Raw genomic sequence first — 16,384 nt, 5'->3', positions numbered from 1 at the left:
CCGGCAGGGGGGCGTCGGCCGCCACGGCGCGGGGGGGCGGCGCCCGGCGGGGCGGCGGGGGGGTCACGCCCCCGGGGCGGGGGGGGGGCGCGGCTCCCTGACCCTTGAGCCGGGCCGCGGCGGCGCGGATCAGCATGTCGCGGGCGGTCGCGCCGAGCCGGCGCATGACCGCGTAACTCGACCGGGTCGAGAAGCTGCCGCCGGTCATGCGCAGGCCGTTCACCACGGCGTAGTCGGGGCCCGGCGGCGCGCATTCCACGACGAAGCGCGCGGGCGGCACGTCGAGCTCCTCGCCGACGATCTGCGCCATGCCGGTGGCGATGCCCTGGCCGCCTTCGACGAACGGGCTAAGCAGCTTGACGGTGCCGTCCGGGTGGATCTCCAGGAAGGCGGCGACCCGGGTGCCGGGCTTGGGCGCGATCGCGCCCGCCCCCTCCGCGGGCCCCTTCGCCGAGGCGCGGGCGCTGCGGCCCGACAGGGCCACGCTGAGCACCAGGGCGCTGCCGGCGGCCGCGAGGAAGCCGCGTCGCGACGCCCCGGGGGGTTCGACCACGGTCACGGCGTCCGCGCGGGCCGGTGCGAGAAGCGGGTCCATGCCGGTCTCCTCAAGCTGCAGCCTGCCGCACGGCGGCGGCGATGGCGTTGTAGGTCCCGCAGCGGCACAGGTTGGTCATCGCGTCGGCGATGTCGGCATCGGTGAGGCGCGGCGTCTGCTGCAGCAGGGCGGTCGCCGCCATGACCTGGCCCGACTGGCAATAGCCGCATTGGGGCACCTGCAGCGCCACCCAGGCCGCGACGACCTTCCGGCCGACCGCGTCCTGCTCGACCGCCTCGATCGTCGCGACCGGCTGCGTGCCGACGCTCTCGATCGGGACCTGGCAGGAGCGCGTCGCCTGGCCGTCGAGCAGCACCGTGCAGGCGCCGCATTGGCCGATGCCGCACCCGTACTTGGTGCCGGTCAGGCCGAGCGTATCGCGCAGCACGAACAGTAATGGCGTATCGGGCTCGGCATCGATTGTATGCTGGCGACCGTTGATCGTCAGGTTCACCATGATTGTGTCCGTCCGAATATCGGCAATGCCCCGCGCCATGCTTACGCACGACGACGAGAGCCGCCTACGCCATAAAGGCCACGTTTTCGGACACGGGGCTGGGCGCCGGGCACGGACGCCGGGCCTGGGCGCGGCAGCGTCGCGCCGCCTCACATGACGGCGAGGGGCCCCGCGGCTTGGCGGATCCGCCGGGGGACCGCGCCGTAGACCCGGAGGAACGACCGGCGCATCCGCTCGCGGTTGGCGAAGCCGACCTCCTGGGCGATCGCCTCCAGGGGCAGCCGGCTCTCCTCCAGCATCAGCTTGGCCGCCTCGACCCGGATCGTCTCGACGGCCTTGGCCGGCGAGGTCCCGGTCTCGGCGCGGAACAGCCGCGTCAGTTGCCGCGGGCTCAGGCAGGCCACCGCCGCCAGGTCCTCGGCGGTCAGGGGCTTGCGCAGGTTGTGGCGCGCGTAGGCCAGAACGCTCTGGATCCGATCGGCGGGCGGGTCGACCTCAAGCAGGGCCGAGCGTTGCGCCTGGCCGCCGGACCGGCGCCGCTCCATGACCAGCCCGCGGGCCACCGCGGTGGCGAGATCCCGGCCGTGGTCGCGCTCGACCATGCCGACCGCGAGATCGATGGCCGCCGACATGCCCGCGGAGGTCCAAATGTTGTCGTCGGCGATGTAGATCTTGTCGACGTCGAGCTTGCAGCTGGGATAGCGCGCGCGGAACTGGGACGCGAAGTACCAGTGGGTCGTGGCGCGCCGCCCGTCGAGCAGGCCGGCATCGGCCAGGATGAAGGCCCCCAGGCACAGGCCGGCGAGCCGGCGCGTCGATTGCGCGGCGGCACGGACATAGGCGGCGAGTCCTGGCGCCGTCGTCGGGATGCCGACGCCAGCCGCGACCAGGATCGTGTCGAAGGCCTCCGGCTCGGCCAGCGGCTCGGTGGCGACGGCGCCGCCCAGGCCGGCTCGGAGCCAGCCGCCCTGTTCCGACTGGAGGCGGACGTCATAGAGCCGCTCGCCGGCGTACCAATTCGCCATCTCGAACGGCGAGGTCACGGCCAGGCCCATGAAATCGAAATCGGGGCAGAGGACGAGGCCGATGCGACGGGCCGTTGCCATGGATAGCCGCTCCGCTCCGGCCCGATATCGGTGGTTGTCTTAGCATTCCTTCGGATCGACGCGAACCACCACAGCACATCCTGCGATGCGCGGTGCGGTTTCCCGACCGGATACGGATCATCCGCCGCGCAGACAGGGTACATGACGGGGTGCGGGGCGACACTTGCTCAGGGAGCGCGCGGATCGAGTGCCCCGGCGGCGCGGAGGACGGCCCGAGGTTCGGTTCCAACCGCCTCAGAGCTTGATGCCTTCCAGATAGCCGCGGTTCCAAGTCGGACTGATCAGGATCTCGTTGACGCAAACGGTCGAGGGAAGTCGCGCGACGAACAGGATCGTCTCGGCGAGATCCTCCGATTGCAGCATGCGTCCTTTGTCCTCCGCGGTGACAGGCACGGGCCGCTTGTCGAGGATGGGGGTGGCGACCTCGCCCGGGCAGATGCAGCAGGAGCGGATGCCGTGTCCGCATTCCTCCTGGTTCAGGCTTTCGGAGAGGGCCATGAGACCGTGCTTGGCCGCGGAATAGGCTGGTCCCGTCAGCTTCGAGACGTAGCGTCCGGCCCACGAGGAGACCTGGATGATCAGACCGCCGTGCTGCGCCCGCATCGTCGGCAGCACGGCCCGGGAGGTATAGAACGGGCCGTTCAGATCCACGCCGATCACGGCATCGATGGCGGCCGGCGAGATCTCCCGCCAGCTCCGCTCGCGCACATTGAGACCTGCGGCGTTCACCAGGATGTCGCAACGCCGATAGGCCGTGTGGACCGCATCCCAGGCGCGCTGCACGGCGTCGGCCTGACTCGTGTCGGCTGGAACCACCAGGGCCTCACCGCCCGCCGCGCGAACGCGGTCCGCAGTCCGTTCCAGAGCGTCGTGCCCGCGTCCTGTGAGCGCCAGCCGAACCCCGGCCCGCGCGAGGGCCACCGATGCGGCCTGGCCGATGCCGGATCCGGCCCCGGTCACCCAGGCGACCTGCCCCTCGATATCGCGCAGCATGTGGCGGCTCCCTCTCGACTCTCCTGCATGCGGGGCAGGCTGCGATCCCCACTATCCCTTGCCGATCAACGGACAGCCGCCGTCGGCGAGGGGGCGGAACGCCTGCTCGGCGGGTATGGTGTCGAGGAGCTTGTACAGGTCCCACTCGCCCTTCGATTCTGCGGGTGCCTTGACCTCGAACAGATACATCGGGTGCAGCTTCCGGCCATCGGCCCGCACCGAGCCCCGGCCGAACAGCGGGTCGTCCGTCGGGTTGGCCTTCATCCAGGCCATCGTCGTCTGCGCGTCCTTCGATCGCGTCGCGGCGACCGCCTTGAGGTAGTGGAGCAACCCGGCATAGACGCCAGCTTGGTTCATCGTCGGCATGCTGCCGCTGTGGCGGCGCGCGAAGCGTTCCGAGAAGGCGCGCGTGCCCGGGTTGAGATCCCAGTAGAACGCCTCGGTGAGCACCAGGCCGCGGGCCGTCTGCAGGCCGAGCGAATGGACGTCGACGGCGTAGACGAGCAGGGCGGCGAGCGTCTGCCCGCTTTCGGTGAGGCCGAACTCATGCGCCTGCTTGACGGCGTTGATGGTGTCGCCGCCCGCATTGGCGAGCCCGATGACCTTCGCCTGCGAAGCCTGCGCCTGGAGCAGGAACGAGGAGAAATCCGTGGCGGGAAAGGGCACTTTGGCGGCACCGAGGACGCGGCCCCCGCCCGTCTCGACCACCGCACTGGCCTCGTTCTGCAGCGAGATTCCGAACGCATAGTCGGCGGTCAGGAAATACCAGGTCGTGCCCCCGCGCTTGAGCAGTGCACCGGCCGTCCCATGCGCCAGGGCATAGGTGTCGTAGGTCCACTGGATCGTGTTGGGCGAGCAGGCCTTGCCGGTCAGGTCTGTGGTGCCGGCGCCGGAATCGATGAAGATCTTGTTCTTGTCGCGCGTAACCTGGCTCACCGCGAGCGCCACCGAGGAAGTCGGCACGTCGAGAATCGCGTCGACGCCCTCGCGGTCGTACCATTGGCGGGCGATCGCGGCGCCGACATCGGGCTTGTTCTGGTGGTCGGCGGACACCACCTCAACCCGCACATCCGGGTGGATCTTGGCGAAGTCCTCGATCGCAAGCTGGGCGGCGACGACCGAACCCGGCCCGCCGGTATCGGAATAGACTCCGGACATGTCGTTGAGGACGCCGACCTTCACGTTGATCGACTGGGCCGCAGCCGCCCCGATCGTGGCAGCGTAAACGATCGCAGCGGAGACGACGCAGTTGCGGACCAGCGCCATGACACGATTCCCCCGCGGTGAATCTTTGTTATGGATGTCACGAGGGCACGGCATACAACCCAGCGTCAAGACTGATCGCGCGGATCGAGACCTGTAAACGGCACATCTGCCCGGCGACTTTCACGCAAAGCAACGCGCCATGGGCCGCCCGCCGCCCCAGGCGGGATGCCGAGCAGGGCGGCTGACCTGTCCTGCCGGCTCGAACCCACGGGCCAACTCCATCGGGTCACCGTCGGTGCGGATCGGATCGACCCTCAGCTGCTCGTGACAGCTTTCAGTTCGGTTCGACGGCTTCGCAGAACCAGCAGGCCGGCGACAGCGATCAGGACGAGGACGCCCTGTATGCTCAGGGCCTCCCAGCTGCCGTTGAAGCCGAGATCGCCGACGGCAGCCGGCACGCCGTCATCGTGCACCGAGACCAGCGCCTGCTCCTGGAACTCCTGGATCGCGGCCCCGACGAGCCTCAGCCCCATCACGAACAGGAAGGCCGAGGTCAGGACGAAGATGGGCCGCAGCGGCAAGCGCAGCGCCAGCCATTGCATCGCCCCATACAGGGCCACGAGGGCCAGCGCGGCGGCGCCGAGGCCGCTGAGCAGCGCCCCGTCCCAGCCGCCGGCGGTCCTGGCCAGGGCATGCAGGAACAGCACCGTCTCCGCCCCCTCCCGAAACACCGCCAGGAAGGCGATGCCGGCTAGAGACAGGATGGTGCCCGTCCCAAGCGCCCGGCCGGCCAACCGGTTGAGTTCCGCCTGCCAGGATTTGGGATCCTGCCGCAGGAACAGCCAGCCGCTCATGTAGAACATAAGTCCGGCGGCCAGCAGCATGACCCCGGCTTCGATCAGGTCGTTGTGATTGCCGTCGAAATAAGCTTCGAACACCCACGCCATGGCGAGACTGGCGAGAACGGCAGTGCCTGCGCCGAGATAGATGGGCATGATCCGGTGGGCCGCGTCGGCGCGCCGTAAAAGGGCAGCGAGCGCAGCAACCACCAACAAGGCCTCAAGACCTTCCCGGAACAGGATCGTGAAAGCCTGAATGAACGTCGACCCATCGGTCATGAAAAATCCCCTGCGACTCGTCGATCTGCAGTGAACAACTGTTCGGGATCGATCTCAATGCCCGGGGCTGCTCATTGGAATTTGAAACAATCCAATGTGATCCGGACCATGATGTCCGTGGGCGGCCATGCCCTGGCCGATCGGTGCGGGCGCCCCGCAGTCCTGCGCGCCGACCTGGTTTCCTCGCCGGATATGCCCCCGCCGCTTGACGGCAGCGCCGGTCCGGTTGCCGAAGCGGAGCCCGGTCGGCATGCTGCCGCCCGAAGCGGGCGACGGCGAGCGGTGGGCATGGGACTCTTGGACGGATTGCTGGGCCACGGCACCGAGGTCGATGCCGCATCGCTCGAGCGGCGGCTTGCCGGCATCCTGATCGATGGCGAGACGGCGCGCCTGGCGTTCAAGATCATCCGCGACGTGTTCGTCTTCACGGAACGCCGGATCATCCTGATCGACGTGCAGGGCGTCACCGGCAGCAAGGTCGCGTTCACCTCGATTCCCTACCGGGCGATCGTCCGCTTCTCGGTGGAGACGGCCGGCACCTTCGACCTCGATGCCGAGCTCAAGATCTGGGTTTTGGGCACGCCGCAACCGATCGAGCGCACCCTGAAGAAGGGCGCCGACGTGCGCGGCATCCAGCGCGCCCTGGCGGAGGGCGTGCTGCGCTAGAGCCTGGCCCCGAACGATGGACGCCAGCTCATCGGGGCGCCGCGCCGCTCCGCGATCCGACGGGGGCCATCGCCGCGAACACGCCGTCCCGGCGCACCAGGGCGTGGAACAGCGCCGCCGCGACATGGGTCAGGACCAGCGCGAAGAACGCGAAGGCGAGGTAGGAATGCGCGTTCCAGAGCAGCGTATGGAGGGCGGCGTTCTGCGGTAGGATCGCGGGCAGACGGATGTCGCCGTAGAGCACGACCGGGTAGGCGCCGGCCGACAGCATCGCCCAGCCGAGCAGCGGCATCGCGACCATGAGCCCGTAGAGCCCGTAATGGGACAGGTGTGCGGCGAGCTTCTTCGGGGCGGTGAGGTCCGCCGGCAGGGGCGGCGCCCCGCTTCGCGCCCGCACCGCCAGGCGGACGAGGGCGAGGACGAAGATCGCCACGCCCGGCGTCTTATGGGTCGCCAGCAGCGGCACGTATTTCGGCATGATCGTCGAGACCATGCCGACCCCGATGAAGAACATCGCGATGATGCACGCCGCCATCGACCAGTGCAGGAACCTTTGGACGCCGGTGAAGTGCTTCCCGTCGGCTGTCATCGTGGCGCCTCCGCTGCGGACCTAGGATAGTCCTTCGCCTCCGCGGTGCGCAGATCGTAGGATCGCGCGTAGGCCGCCGAGCGCGCCGCCGGGAACGGGTCGTCGGAGACCCGGATGCCGTCCGGCAGGATCGTCGGGTCGAAGTTGACGTCGCGGCACGGGCCGTCCGCCTCGGGCTCGATGCGCTCGACCACCAGGATGCCGGCCTCGACGCTGCGCCGTCCCTCCGGCCAGGCGCGGCTCGGATCCGCGGTCGGGTCGCCGGGCTCGGCGACGGTGAGGATCAGGCTCCAGCGCTGCGGCGCGGCCGCGACCCGCTCGATGATCTCCCGCTCCAGATAGGCCTCGCCCCGTTTGGCGAGGTCCCCGGGCGTGATCCGCTCGGCCTGCGCCTGCGGACGGAAGGACCAGCGCACCGCCTGCTCGGCGCCGGACGCGTTGATGAGCAGGAAGGCGTTGAGACCGTTGTAGGGCTCCTGCGCGTAGCTCGCGGTCCAGTCGGGGCTCTTGGCCCAGGCGCCGAACGGGGCGAATTCCGGATGCGCGGCGACGAAGGCCGCCATCGCGTTCGGCGCCTTGCTCGCGGGCACCCGCAGCAGGGCGTAGAAGGCCTCCGGGCTGGAGACCGGGAAGACCGGCGCGTTGATCATGGCGGTGCGCCACACCGCGCCGTCCTCCGCCGTGATCTGCAGGCCGAGGCCCCGCACCCGGACGGTGGCGTCCGGCGCGCCGGGATCGGGGGTGCCGAGGTTGAACCGCCCCAGGGCGGGATGGCGCCCGGTCTGGAAGGCCCGGGCCCGCGAGAGCGCGGCACCGTTGCCGTTGGCTTCGAACACGCCCGTGAAGCAGATCCCCTTGGCGTGGTTGCGCCGATACCCGGGAACCGGCCCGTTCGACGGCGCGAGGGCGTCGACGAGCTTCGTCGACGTCAGGCGGTCCGGCGAGAGCCAGCCCGCTGTGTAGGCGAGCGCGCCAATCGCGCCGGCGCAGATGGCGGCGATGACGGCGAGCGAGGCCAGGGTCGAGCGCGGCCCCGACGGAGGAAGCGGCATGCGCGGGTCTCCCTTGGACATCGCCCGGCACCGGCCGCGGACAGCGGAGACGCGGCGACGAGCAATCCCGGTTTCGGCCGTCGGCGAGACCGAATCTCCCCGCGTTCGAGGCCTCGTAGGCTGCCAGAAATTTTGAATTCAGGAAAGCAAAGCCTCGGCGCGCCGCCGAATACGGATCACGTTCGCCAAAAAGACGGCTTTTCGCCCGCGCCGCTCACCCGGCCCGCTGCGCGAGGTGCCGCGCACGCACGGTGCCGTCGATGCGCCGAAGCGCCTGGAGGACCGCGTCCGCCTCCGGCAGCTGCACCGACGCGTCCACCACGACGTAGCCGAAATCCCCGTCGGTCTGCAGGTACTGCGCATCGATGTTGAGCGTGCGGCTGGAGAAGATCGCGTTGATCTGGCCCAGGACGCCCGGCACGTTCCGGTGCACGTGGAGGAAGCGTGCCCCGGACAGGCGCGGCGGCAATTGCACCTGCGGGAAGTTGACGGCGCCGAGGGTGGAGCCGGTCTGCGCGTAATCGACCAGCTTGCGGGCGACCTCCGCGCCGATGCGGTCCTGCGCCTCCTCGGTGGACCCGCCGATATGCGGGGTGAGGATGACGTTGGGGAGCCCCTGAAGCGGCGACACGAAGCGCTCCGCGTTGGATGTCGGCTCGACCGGGAAGACGTCGATCGCCGCGCCGCCCAGGCGCCCGTCCCGCAACGCCTGCGCCAGAGCCTCCAGATCCACCACCGTCCCGCGGCTGTTGTTGATCAGGTAGGCGCCGGGCTTCATCGCCCGGATGCGCTCCGCACTCATCAGGCCGTGGGTCGCGGGCGTCTCGGGGACGTGCAGGCTGACGACGTCGCTGGCCGCGAGCAGGCTGTCCAGGCTCTCCACGGGCTCGGTGTTTCCGTGTCGCAGCTTGTCGGTCAGATCGTGGAAGATGACCCGCATGCCCATCGCCTCGGCGAGATTGGACAGCTGCGAGCCGATATTGCCGTAGCCGACGATCCCGAGCGTCTTGCCGCGGACCTCGAAGGATCCCGCGGCCGACTTGTCCCAGCCGCCCGCATGCGCGGAAGCCGAACGCGGCAGGATGCGCCGGAGCAGCATCACGATCTCGCCGATCGTGAGCTCGGCGACGCTGCGCGTGTTGGAGAACGGCGCGTTGAAGACCGGCACCCCGCGCGCCCGGGCGGCCGCGAGATCGACCTGGTTGGTGCCGACGCTGAAGCAGCCGATGGCGGTCAGCTTGGGCAGCGCGTCGAGAAGCGCGGCGGTGATCGTGGTCCGCGAGCGGATCCCGAGCACGTTGGTGTCGGCGATGCGCGGCGCGTCGGGCAAGCCGATGGCGTGCGACAGCAGCTGGACATCGTCGAGGCCCGCCTGCGCGAAGACCTGACGGGCTGTGGACGCGATATTCTCGGTCAGGACGATACGATCCGTGGGCAAAGCCGGCACCTCTGTGGACGGGAGGGCGCAGATTATCACGTTCCCGGCGCATGGCCCCGCCGGCAACCTTTTTCGATCGTCAAGAATAAACAGAGACGGCGTTATACTAGTTCGAACATCATGACGGTCATCGATTGATCCAACCGGACAAGATCGTGCGGCCCAGTTCGTGCACGGGCCAGCGTCGTGGCGGCTCGGAACGTCAGAGGCCTCTGTCGAAACGAGGATTGGGCGAACCGCTTCCTTGAGGCGGCAAACGGCCCGGGTTAGCTTACGGCTTCAGTCAACCGGCTTGTGTGAGTTGGGTGATGGCGACCTTGAAAAAGCGGCCTTCCTGGATCGATGGCTACAGCCTGACGACGGCGGAAATCCTTTATCATCTCCCCGATTATCCGCATCTGCTCCAAACCTTCATCTGGCAGCAGCTGGATCTGTTTCCCCATCTCCCCGAACTGAAGAAGTTCCTGGCGTTCTGGCAGACCACGCTGGATGGCCCCGTGCATTCGGTGACGGTCATGCATCGTCAGCTCATCAAACCGGCTGACCTGCGCACGGTATCCGGGGAGTTCCTGCTCCACTGACGGGCGCCGCGACGGATCCTGACCCAGCAAACGGGACGGCCCCACCATCCTCGCTGATCCCCGGACCGCCCCGGTCGGCCGCAGGATCCCCGCGGCCGTTCGACATCGCCGGTCCGGCTGCGCGTGCGCGTCCCATCCGAGCCGGATCCCGAACCCAAACGGGCTCGATCGCGTCGCGCAAACCCGGGAAACGGTCCCGGAGACGATCGGCATCATCAGCCGTGACGCGGCCTCCGAATCGCGGTGAGCGCCGCGGCTCAGCCGACCCGCACGGGCCGTGCCGGAACGGCTCCGGCGCAGGCCTGCGCGTAGAGCGCCTCGCAGCGGTCGAGCCAGCGGTCGCGGCTGAACAGGCGCAGGACCCGGGCCTGCGGGACCGTGCGCGGGAGGGCGAGCGCCGCGCCGATCGCCCGGGCGAGGTCCGCCGCGTCCCCGGGCGCCACGAGGCATCCGGCCTCGCCGACGATCTCCCGGGCCGCGCCGCTGGCGAAGGCGGCGACCGGCAGGCCGCAGGCCATCGCCTCGATCGCCACCAGCCCGAACGGCTCGTCCCAGCACGGGGTGAACAGGAACACGGAGGCGCGGCCGATCGCGGCGGCGAGCGCGGGGCCGTCGAGATGGCCGCCGTAGCGGATCGGGCCGCCGAGTTCCGGGGCGATCCGCTCCGCCCAGTAATCCGGCTCCTCGATCGAGCCGTACAGGGTCAGCGGGATGCCGGCCAGCCTGGCCGCCGCGATCGCGTGGTGCGCGCCCTTGATCGCCGCCAGCCGCCCGGACCAGGCGGCGGAGCCGTCGCCGCGGTCCCGGAACGGCCAGGCCGCGGGGTCGACGCCGTTGTGGAGCACCGACACCTCCGGCGGCGCGCCCTCCGGCCACCAGGTCCGAAGCTGGGCCTGCGAGGTTACGGTGATCCGATGCCCGGGGGCGGGGCTGGCGTGCACGAACCCGCGCAGGGCGTCGTAGGGCGGCACGTGCAGGGAGGTGACGGTGGGGACCCGCGCGGTGCGCCGGCGCTCCAGGGGCAGCCGGCTCAGGCTGTTGTTGTGCAGCACGTCGAACCCGCCCGCCGCGATCCGGTCGCAGGCGGCTGCGTAGCCGTCATCGACGTAGGCCCGCAGCCCCGGATCGCCGCGATGCTCGAGGCCCGGGAAGCGGCCCTCGTGATGCTCCGGGACCACGGCGTCGATCGCGAAGCGCGGATCGCTGTCGCAGGAGGCGAACAGCACGACGTCGTGGCCGCGGGCCGTCAGACCCTCGGCGAGGTGCCAGCTATGGGCCTCCATGCCCCCCGTGAAGGGCGGCGCGACCGGGTGGCGGATATGGGCGAGAAGCGCGATCCTCACGCGGTCGCCGCCGCGCCGACCCGGGATTCCAGATACTGGATGACGGAGGCGGAGTTGGTGTAGGGCTGGTGGCTCTGCTGCCCGGTCGCGGCGAGGGCGTCGGCGTCGGGCCGGCGCAGGATCCGGATCGGCCGGTCGGGCGTGTCGTCGATCAGGCCCATGACCCGGAACGCGTAGAGCCAATGGCCCATGGTCCGGTAGCCCCACTTGGCCTCGAACAGCTCGGCGTTGCGCACGACGCTGTCGAGGTGGTGGATCGGCGGCATGTGGTGCGGGTGGTACTGGTGATAGGCCAGCGCGCCCTTGATCCAGGCGATCGGCGTGCCGCTCTGGTCGAGGATCTTGCCGAAATCGGTGTCTTCGCCGCCATAGCCGGTGTAGCGCTCGTCGAAGCCGCCCAGCGCCAGGAACGTGTCCCGCCGGATCGCGAAGTTGAGCGACCAGAAGCAGCGGTAATCGTTGCACAATTCGATGCCGGAGGCCGGCGGGCCGCGGCGGTCGGAATGCCGCTCCGCGCTCGCCGCGAGGTCGGCGTAGCGCCAGGCGCCCGCGGTGGCGCGCTCGGGCAGGTGCAGGACTTCGCCCATCAGCAGGCCGTCGAGCTCGGCGAGCCCGCGTGCATAATCGGCCACGAGGTCGGGGGCCGGGATACAATCGACATCCAGGAAGACGATGCCGTCGCCGCTCGCCGCGTCCACGCCGCGGTTGCGAGCGGCCGCGAGCGGCAGCTCACGCCCCGGAACCCGGATCTGGCGGACCGGGAACGCCGTCTCGGGCAGGTCGTAGGGCTCGTCCTGCATGACGGCGACGATGAACTCGGCGGGCGCCTGCGTCTGGCGCTCCAGGCCGCGCAGCACGTTGCGCAGATGCGCCGGCCGGCCCTTGGCCAGGGTCACGACGGAAACGGTGGACATGCGACGGTCGGGCTCCGGCTGGTGGGGGGACGGGGGCGATACGGGGTTTTGTTTTCGATCGGCCCTCGCCGCGTCCCGGCAAGGGTTAGGCAAGTTCATGAAACACTACGCGTTTCCCCTCCCCCTTGCGGGGAGGGGCAGGGGTGGGGGTGGTGCAGGAGGCACCGTGACGCCCCATCCTGAACCACCCCCACCTCCAGCTCCTCCCCGCAAGGGGGAGGAGAGCGCGTTGCGCAGGCCGTAGGGGCAAGGGGCCGGTCAGGGAGGCGCGACAGGCGCCTCGGCGCCCTGCCAGAGTTCGTCGGTGAGCCCTTCGAGCCAGCCGGCGGCGCGTGCGGCAGCAGCCGGCGGGCAGAGGCCGCGCAGCTCGGACCCGTCCAGGGCGCGGGCGCGGGCCAGGAGGTCGCGCCAGCCCTGGAGGTCGCCGGGCCAGGCCGGAGCCTGGACGGCCGCGCCGAGCCGGACCAGGGCCTCGGCCTTGCGGGTCTGCTCGGCGAAGTAGCGCCATTCCGGCATCACGATCAGGCGGCCGCCGACCCGGGCGACCTCATGGACCGTATTGTCGCCGGCCGAGGCGATCACGATGTCGGCGGCCGCGAGGTAATCGGTGACGGAGGGCACCCAGCCCAGCTCGCGCAGGTTAGCGAAGTCGGTCTCGTGGCCCTCCCGGTGGGTCGGCCCGAGGGTCAGCCACAGGGCGTCGGGCTCGGCGCGCGCCGCCACGGTGAGCGGCGCGTAGGGGGTGCCGCTGCCGCCACCGCCGGTCACCGCCACGACGATCTCGCGCTGCGGGTCGAGGCCGAGCTTCGCACGCGCCTCCGTGCGGTCGGGGATGCGGTCTAGGCTGGTGCACAGGCCGCCGCTGTAGAAGGTCTTGGCGCGCAACGAGGCCGGGTAATCCGCCTGCTCCAGCCGGGCATCGAACGGTGCCAGCATCCCGACGCAGGCCTCGTAGGCGCCGACATGGCCGATATCGGAGCGGTCGCCATGCATCCGGATCTGCACCGCCGGCACGCTGGCGATCCGGGCGAGCAGTGCGATCTCGGCCGAGACGTCGACCACGAACAGGCCGACCGCGCGGTCGTCGAGATGGTCGAGGATGGTCCGCATGGTCCGGCGCATCGGGGCGAGCCCCAGCGGCACGCAATGCATCACCTGCGGGGTCGGCTCGGCGTAGAGGCGCGAGGTCGGCACGGCGGCGCCGATCATGTCGGGCAGCGGCACGATCTCGATGTCGCGGGCGAAGCCGTCGAACAGGTGCGGGCCGGCGGTCAGCACCGAGACCGGGCGGTCGCGGGCGAATTCGGCGGCGACCGCCATGGTGCGGTTGGCGTGGCCCCGGCCCTGGTGGTGGACGAAGAACGCGATCGGCTTCTTCATGGTCTGCTTCACGAGAACAGGGCGCCGGGCCGCCGGGACGCGGCGATCTCCGGGGCGGTCGGCGGGCGGATCACGCGGATCGCCGGGGCGTCGTCGTCCCAGTCGATCAGCCCGGCGGTGCGGAACTGGTCGAGCCAGTAGGTCAGGCACCAGCGACCGTGGCGGGTGCGGAAGCGCGCGGCATTGGCGAGGATCGGCGCGAAATGCTGGAGCGGTGGGACATGGACCGGGTGGTGCTGGTGGTAGGCCCGCGCTCCCGCGACCCAATAGGTCGGCAGCCCGGTGGCGGCGAGGCGGGCGGCGAAGTCGGTCTCCTCGCCACCATAGCCGGAAAAATCCTCGTCCATGCCGCCGACCGAGCGCCAGGCTCGGGCGGACAACGCGAAGGATAGCCCCCAGAGCTGGCCGGGATCGGGCTCGAGACGCAGACCCGTCTCGGGCACCGGGGGCCGGGCCGGGTGGGGGCGGCCGAGGCGGTCGAGGGCCGCGTCGTCGAGGTCGGGGCCGGCTTCCGGCGGCAGGTACAGGACCTCCCCGAGGAACAGGCCCTCCGCCCCGGAGGCGGCCGCCGCGTAGGCGCCGACCAGGCCGGCGGCCGGGATGCAATCCACGTCGAGGAAGATCAGCAGGTCGCCGGCGGCGGCCTCGGCGGCGCGGTTGCCCGCGGCGGCCAGCGGCATCGGCTCACCCGGGACATGGAGATGGCGCACCGGGCAGCCGGGATCGGGCAGGCCGGGAGCCGGCTCGGGCTGCATCCAGGCGATCACCAGCTCGCGCGGGCGCACGCTCTGCCGGGCGAGGCCGCGCATCAGGTTGCGCAGGCACCCGGTCCGGCCGCGCACCAGGGTGAGCACGCTGGTCGAGGGCGCCGGAGGGGGCCGAATGTCAGGAAGCATGGGCCAGCATCCGGCGGAAATGCGCCACGCCCTCGATGATGCCGCGGGCATGCGAGGCCCGGGCGACGTAGGAGTGCTGCAGCGCCGCGTTGCTGGCGAGGTCGTCGGAATAGTTCGCCACGATGATCGCCTGCACCCGGGCGCGCAGCATCTCGACATCGTTGCCGGAATCCCCGGCCACGAACACCGCCCGCTCGGGCAGGCCGTAGAGGGCGCGGACATGGTCCACCGCGGTGCCCTTCGAGGCCGCCGCCGGCAGGACGTCGAGGTAGCGGTCGTGGCTGTGGATCACCCGGGCGCCGAGGCCGGCCTCGGCGAGATGCGCGCTCACCCGGCGGGCGGCGGCGGCCCCGCCGAAGTAGCTCAGCTTGTACGGGCGCTGCTCCAGGGGCCCCTGGGGCAGGAGGTCGTCGATGCCGGCGAGCGCCGCGCGCAAAGCCTCCCGGTCCCAGCCGGCCGCAATGGCCGCGCGCCAGGCGGCATCGGCCGTGTAGGTCACACCGTTGGCATCGAGGTGGTAGATCTCGGAGCCGACCGAGGTGATCATTACCTGCGGCCTCGGGCTCATCTGCTGCTCCAGCACCGCCATGGCGCTGTGGAACGAGCGGCCGGTGGCGACCCCGAAAGCCAGGCCCGCCTGCTGGCTGCGCCAGCGCCGGAAGATGCCGAGGGCCGCCTCGCAGCCGACCAGGGTGTTGTCGATATCGCAGACCAGGAGCTGCCAGGGCGTCCGCAGGGGCGGCTCCGGGGCGAGCAGCGCCCGCAGCAGGGCGTGGTAGCGCGCGGCGTGCCGGTCCCAGTCGTAGGCCGCCGCGGCGCGGGCCCCGCCCGCGACGTAGCGGGCGCGCAGTGCCGGATCGGCCAGGATGCGCAGGCAGGCCCGCGCGATCGCCTCCGGGTCGCGGGGATCGACGAGCAGCCCGTTGCCGCAGGTCTCGACGATGTCGTTGGGGCCGCCGCTGTCGGTGGCGACCAACGGCAGGCCGGCCGCCGACGCCTCCAGCAGGGTCAGGCCGAAGGGCTCGTTGAGCGCCGGATTGACGAAGATGCCGCCGCGCGCGCGGGCATAGGCGTAGATCGCCGGCACGTCGTCGGGCCGGTGTGTCTTCGGGTAGGCCACACGCCCGTAGAGGTCGTAGCGGTCGATCAGCACCAGCAGGTCGCGCATCGTCGCGGCCATGTCGCCGTCGAGGGCGTCGATGTCGCCGCGTGTGCCGGCCACGATCACCAGATTGGCCCGGGCCTGGAGCTCCGGGCTCTCGCCGTAGGCCTGGACCAGGGCCGCGAGGTTCTTGCGCGCCACCGGCCGGGCCAGGGCCAGCAGCGGCGGCTTGGCGGGATCGTCGAGGAAGCGGTCGATCAGGGCGTCGACCCGGGGATGCGGCTCGGCGGCGGCGAAGCGCGCGAGGTCGCTGCCCGGCGGCACGACGCGCACGCGGCCGGGATTATAGGCGTCGTAGCCGGCATACTGGACCTCGGCCTCGTCCCGGGAGGAGGCGATGACCAGGGTGGCCTGGGCGAAGGCCGCCTCCTCGGTGGCGATCCGGCGGACGAGGTCGGGGGCCTGGGCGGCATCCCCGCCGAGCATCGCGGCCTTGACCCGCCCGAGCGAGTGGGCGGTGAACACGAACGGGATCCCGAGCCGCGCCTCCACGATCGCCGCGACCGCGGCGGCGTCGGCGTAATGGGCGTGGATCAGGTCGGGCGCGCGCTCCTGGGTGCCGATCCAGGCGACGAGGTTCTCGGCGAACCGCGCGACCTCCTCATGCATCGCCTCCTTGGACCGGTAGCCCAGCGCCGCGCTCGGGAGCCGCACCAGCCTGACCTTGTCGGAGATCCGCTCTTCGGGCACGGCGTAATCCGGGCCGGGCGGCCCGTGGAACAAGCGCGTCGCCACGACGATCTCGGCCACGCCGAAATCCTGCGCCGAGGCGGCGACGAGATCCAGCAGGTAGCGGATGTGGCCGCCGGTATCCGCGGTGAGGCCGTAGACGACATCGCGCCCGCGCAGGCAGCCCTGCAGGGCGATGTGCAGAACGAACATCAGGCG

16 protein-coding genes are annotated in these 16,384 nt (G+C 70.8%); 2 read left to right on the top strand and 14 right to left on the bottom strand.

What is annotated here, in order from left to right; translation table 11 throughout:
- The 6 genes from AO398_RS07095 to AO398_RS07070 form a co-directional block, all read right to left on the bottom strand.
- Positions 1–595: molybdopterin cofactor-binding domain-containing protein (locus tag AO398_RS07095; protein ID WP_244498691.1), on the bottom strand; the 595-nt coding region annotated here is incomplete at its 3' end.
- A gap of 10 nt (positions 596–605) precedes the next feature.
- Positions 606–1,052: a (2Fe-2S)-binding protein gene (locus tag AO398_RS07090; RefSeq protein ID WP_058191312.1), complete on the bottom strand. Its 447-nt coding sequence runs from the start codon at positions 1,050–1,052 to the stop codon at positions 606–608.
- 149 nt (positions 1,053–1,201) lie between these two features.
- Entirely contained in the window at positions 1,202–2,158 is a 957-nt protein-coding gene (locus AO398_RS07085) for a GlxA family transcriptional regulator (protein ID WP_058191311.1), read from the bottom strand.
- A 234-nt stretch (positions 2,159–2,392) separates the two neighbouring features.
- A complete protein-coding gene (locus tag AO398_RS07080; RefSeq protein WP_058191310.1) occupies positions 2,393–3,151 on the bottom strand; it encodes an SDR family oxidoreductase in 759 nt (252 codons plus the stop codon).
- 51 nt (positions 3,152–3,202) lie between these two features.
- Positions 3,203–4,417 carry an ABC transporter substrate-binding protein gene (locus AO398_RS07075; protein WP_058191309.1) on the bottom strand — a complete coding sequence of 405 codons (1,215 nt, stop codon included), beginning with the start codon at positions 4,415–4,417 and terminating at the stop codon, positions 3,203–3,205.
- A 254-nt stretch (positions 4,418–4,671) separates the two neighbouring features.
- A complete protein-coding gene (locus AO398_RS07070) occupies positions 4,672–5,475 on the bottom strand; it encodes an FTR1 family protein (protein ID WP_058191308.1) in 804 nt (267 codons plus the stop codon).
- Positions 5,476–5,763: 288 nt separating this feature from the next.
- On the opposite strand from AO398_RS07070, the gene AO398_RS07065 reads away from it, so the two are divergent.
- A complete protein-coding gene (locus tag AO398_RS07065; protein WP_058191307.1) occupies positions 5,764–6,141 on the top strand; it encodes a PH domain-containing protein in 378 nt (125 codons plus the stop codon).
- 28 nt (positions 6,142–6,169) lie between these two features.
- Here AO398_RS07065 and AO398_RS07060 read toward each other — a convergent pair whose 3' ends face one another.
- The 3 genes from AO398_RS07060 to serA form a co-directional block, all read right to left on the bottom strand.
- Positions 6,170–6,730 (bottom strand): cytochrome b, encoded by a 561-nt coding sequence (locus AO398_RS07060; protein WP_058191306.1) that lies wholly within the window; start codon positions 6,728–6,730, stop codon positions 6,170–6,172.
- A complete protein-coding gene (locus AO398_RS07055; RefSeq protein ID WP_058191305.1) occupies positions 6,727–7,782 on the bottom strand; it encodes a catalase family peroxidase in 1,056 nt (351 codons plus the stop codon). Before AO398_RS07055 ends, AO398_RS07060 begins: the two co-directional genes overlap by 4 nt.
- Before the next feature lie 214 nt (positions 7,783–7,996).
- Complete coding sequence (serA, locus tag AO398_RS07050; RefSeq protein ID WP_058191304.1) at positions 7,997–9,229, bottom strand: phosphoglycerate dehydrogenase; 1,233 nt, start codon at positions 9,227–9,229, stop codon at positions 7,997–7,999.
- 299 nt (positions 9,230–9,528) lie between these two features.
- Between serA and AO398_RS07045 the strand changes: the two genes are divergently transcribed.
- Entirely contained in the window at positions 9,529–9,801 is a 273-nt protein-coding gene (locus AO398_RS07045; protein ID WP_058191303.1) for an aspartate-semialdehyde dehydrogenase, read from the top strand.
- 257 nt (positions 9,802–10,058) lie between these two features.
- Here AO398_RS07045 and AO398_RS07040 read toward each other — a convergent pair whose 3' ends face one another.
- The 5 genes from AO398_RS07040 to AO398_RS07020 form a co-directional block, all read right to left on the bottom strand.
- Positions 10,059–11,144, bottom strand: a complete 1,086-nt coding sequence (locus AO398_RS07040) for a glycosyltransferase (RefSeq protein ID WP_058191302.1) — start codon at positions 11,142–11,144, stop codon at positions 10,059–10,061.
- Positions 11,141–12,058 carry a galactosyltransferase-related protein gene (locus tag AO398_RS07035; RefSeq protein ID WP_058191301.1) on the bottom strand — a complete coding sequence of 306 codons (918 nt, stop codon included), beginning with the start codon at positions 12,056–12,058 and terminating at the stop codon, positions 11,141–11,143. The genes AO398_RS07040 and AO398_RS07035 overlap by 4 nt, the downstream gene beginning before the upstream one ends.
- A 258-nt stretch (positions 12,059–12,316) precedes the next feature.
- Positions 12,317–13,438: a glycosyltransferase gene (locus AO398_RS07030; RefSeq protein ID WP_058191321.1), complete on the bottom strand. Its 1,122-nt coding sequence runs from the start codon at positions 13,436–13,438 to the stop codon at positions 12,317–12,319.
- 8 nt (positions 13,439–13,446) lie between these two features.
- Positions 13,447–14,334, bottom strand: a complete 888-nt coding sequence (locus AO398_RS07025; RefSeq protein WP_058191300.1) for a galactosyltransferase-related protein — start codon at positions 14,332–14,334, stop codon at positions 13,447–13,449.
- Positions 14,324–16,378: an HAD-IIB family hydrolase gene (locus AO398_RS07020; RefSeq protein ID WP_058191299.1), complete on the bottom strand. Its 2,055-nt coding sequence runs from the start codon at positions 16,376–16,378 to the stop codon at positions 14,324–14,326. Before AO398_RS07020 ends, AO398_RS07025 begins: the two co-directional genes overlap by 11 nt.
- Positions 16,379–16,384 lie beyond the last annotated feature (6 nt).

This window comes from Methylobacterium sp. GXS13 (assembly GCF_001455965.1).
Classification (GTDB): Bacteria; Pseudomonadota; Alphaproteobacteria; order Rhizobiales; family Beijerinckiaceae; genus Methylobacterium.
The sequence above is the reverse complement of the archived record's forward strand: the minus strand, read 5'-3'. Positions and strand labels throughout refer to the sequence as shown.

Coding starts and splice junctions, on each gene's coding strand:
- AO398_RS07090 (WP_058191312.1), bottom strand. CDS start 1,052: ATGGTGAACCTGACGATCAACGGTCGCCAGCATACAATCGATGCCGAG.
- AO398_RS07085 (WP_058191311.1), bottom strand. CDS start 2,158: ATGGCAACGGCCCGTCGCATCGGCCTCGTCCTCTGCCCCGATTTCGAT.
- AO398_RS07080 (WP_058191310.1), bottom strand. CDS start 3,151: ATGCTGCGCGATATCGAGGGGCAGGTCGCCTGGGTGACCGGGGCCGGA.
- AO398_RS07075 (WP_058191309.1), bottom strand. CDS start 4,417: ATGGCGCTGGTCCGCAACTGCGTCGTCTCCGCTGCGATCGTTTACGCT.
- AO398_RS07070 (WP_058191308.1), bottom strand. CDS start 5,475: ATGACCGATGGGTCGACGTTCATTCAGGCTTTCACGATCCTGTTCCGG.
- AO398_RS07065 (WP_058191307.1), top strand. CDS start 5,764: ATGGGACTCTTGGACGGATTGCTGGGCCACGGCACCGAGGTCGATGCC.
- AO398_RS07060 (WP_058191306.1), bottom strand. CDS start 6,730: ATGACAGCCGACGGGAAGCACTTCACCGGCGTCCAAAGGTTCCTGCAC.
- AO398_RS07055 (WP_058191305.1), bottom strand. CDS start 7,782: ATGCCGCTTCCTCCGTCGGGGCCGCGCTCGACCCTGGCCTCGCTCGCC.
- AO398_RS07045 (WP_058191303.1), top strand. CDS start 9,529: ATGGCGACCTTGAAAAAGCGGCCTTCCTGGATCGATGGCTACAGCCTG.
- AO398_RS07035 (WP_058191301.1), bottom strand. CDS start 12,058: ATGTCCACCGTTTCCGTCGTGACCCTGGCCAAGGGCCGGCCGGCGCAT.
- AO398_RS07030 (WP_058191321.1), bottom strand. CDS start 13,438: ATGAAGAAGCCGATCGCGTTCTTCGTCCACCACCAGGGCCGGGGCCAC.
- AO398_RS07025 (WP_058191300.1), bottom strand. CDS start 14,334: ATGCTTCCTGACATTCGGCCCCCTCCGGCGCCCTCGACCAGCGTGCTC.
- AO398_RS07020 (WP_058191299.1), bottom strand. CDS start 16,378: ATGTTCGTTCTGCACATCGCCCTGCAGGGCTGCCTGCGCGGGCGCGAT.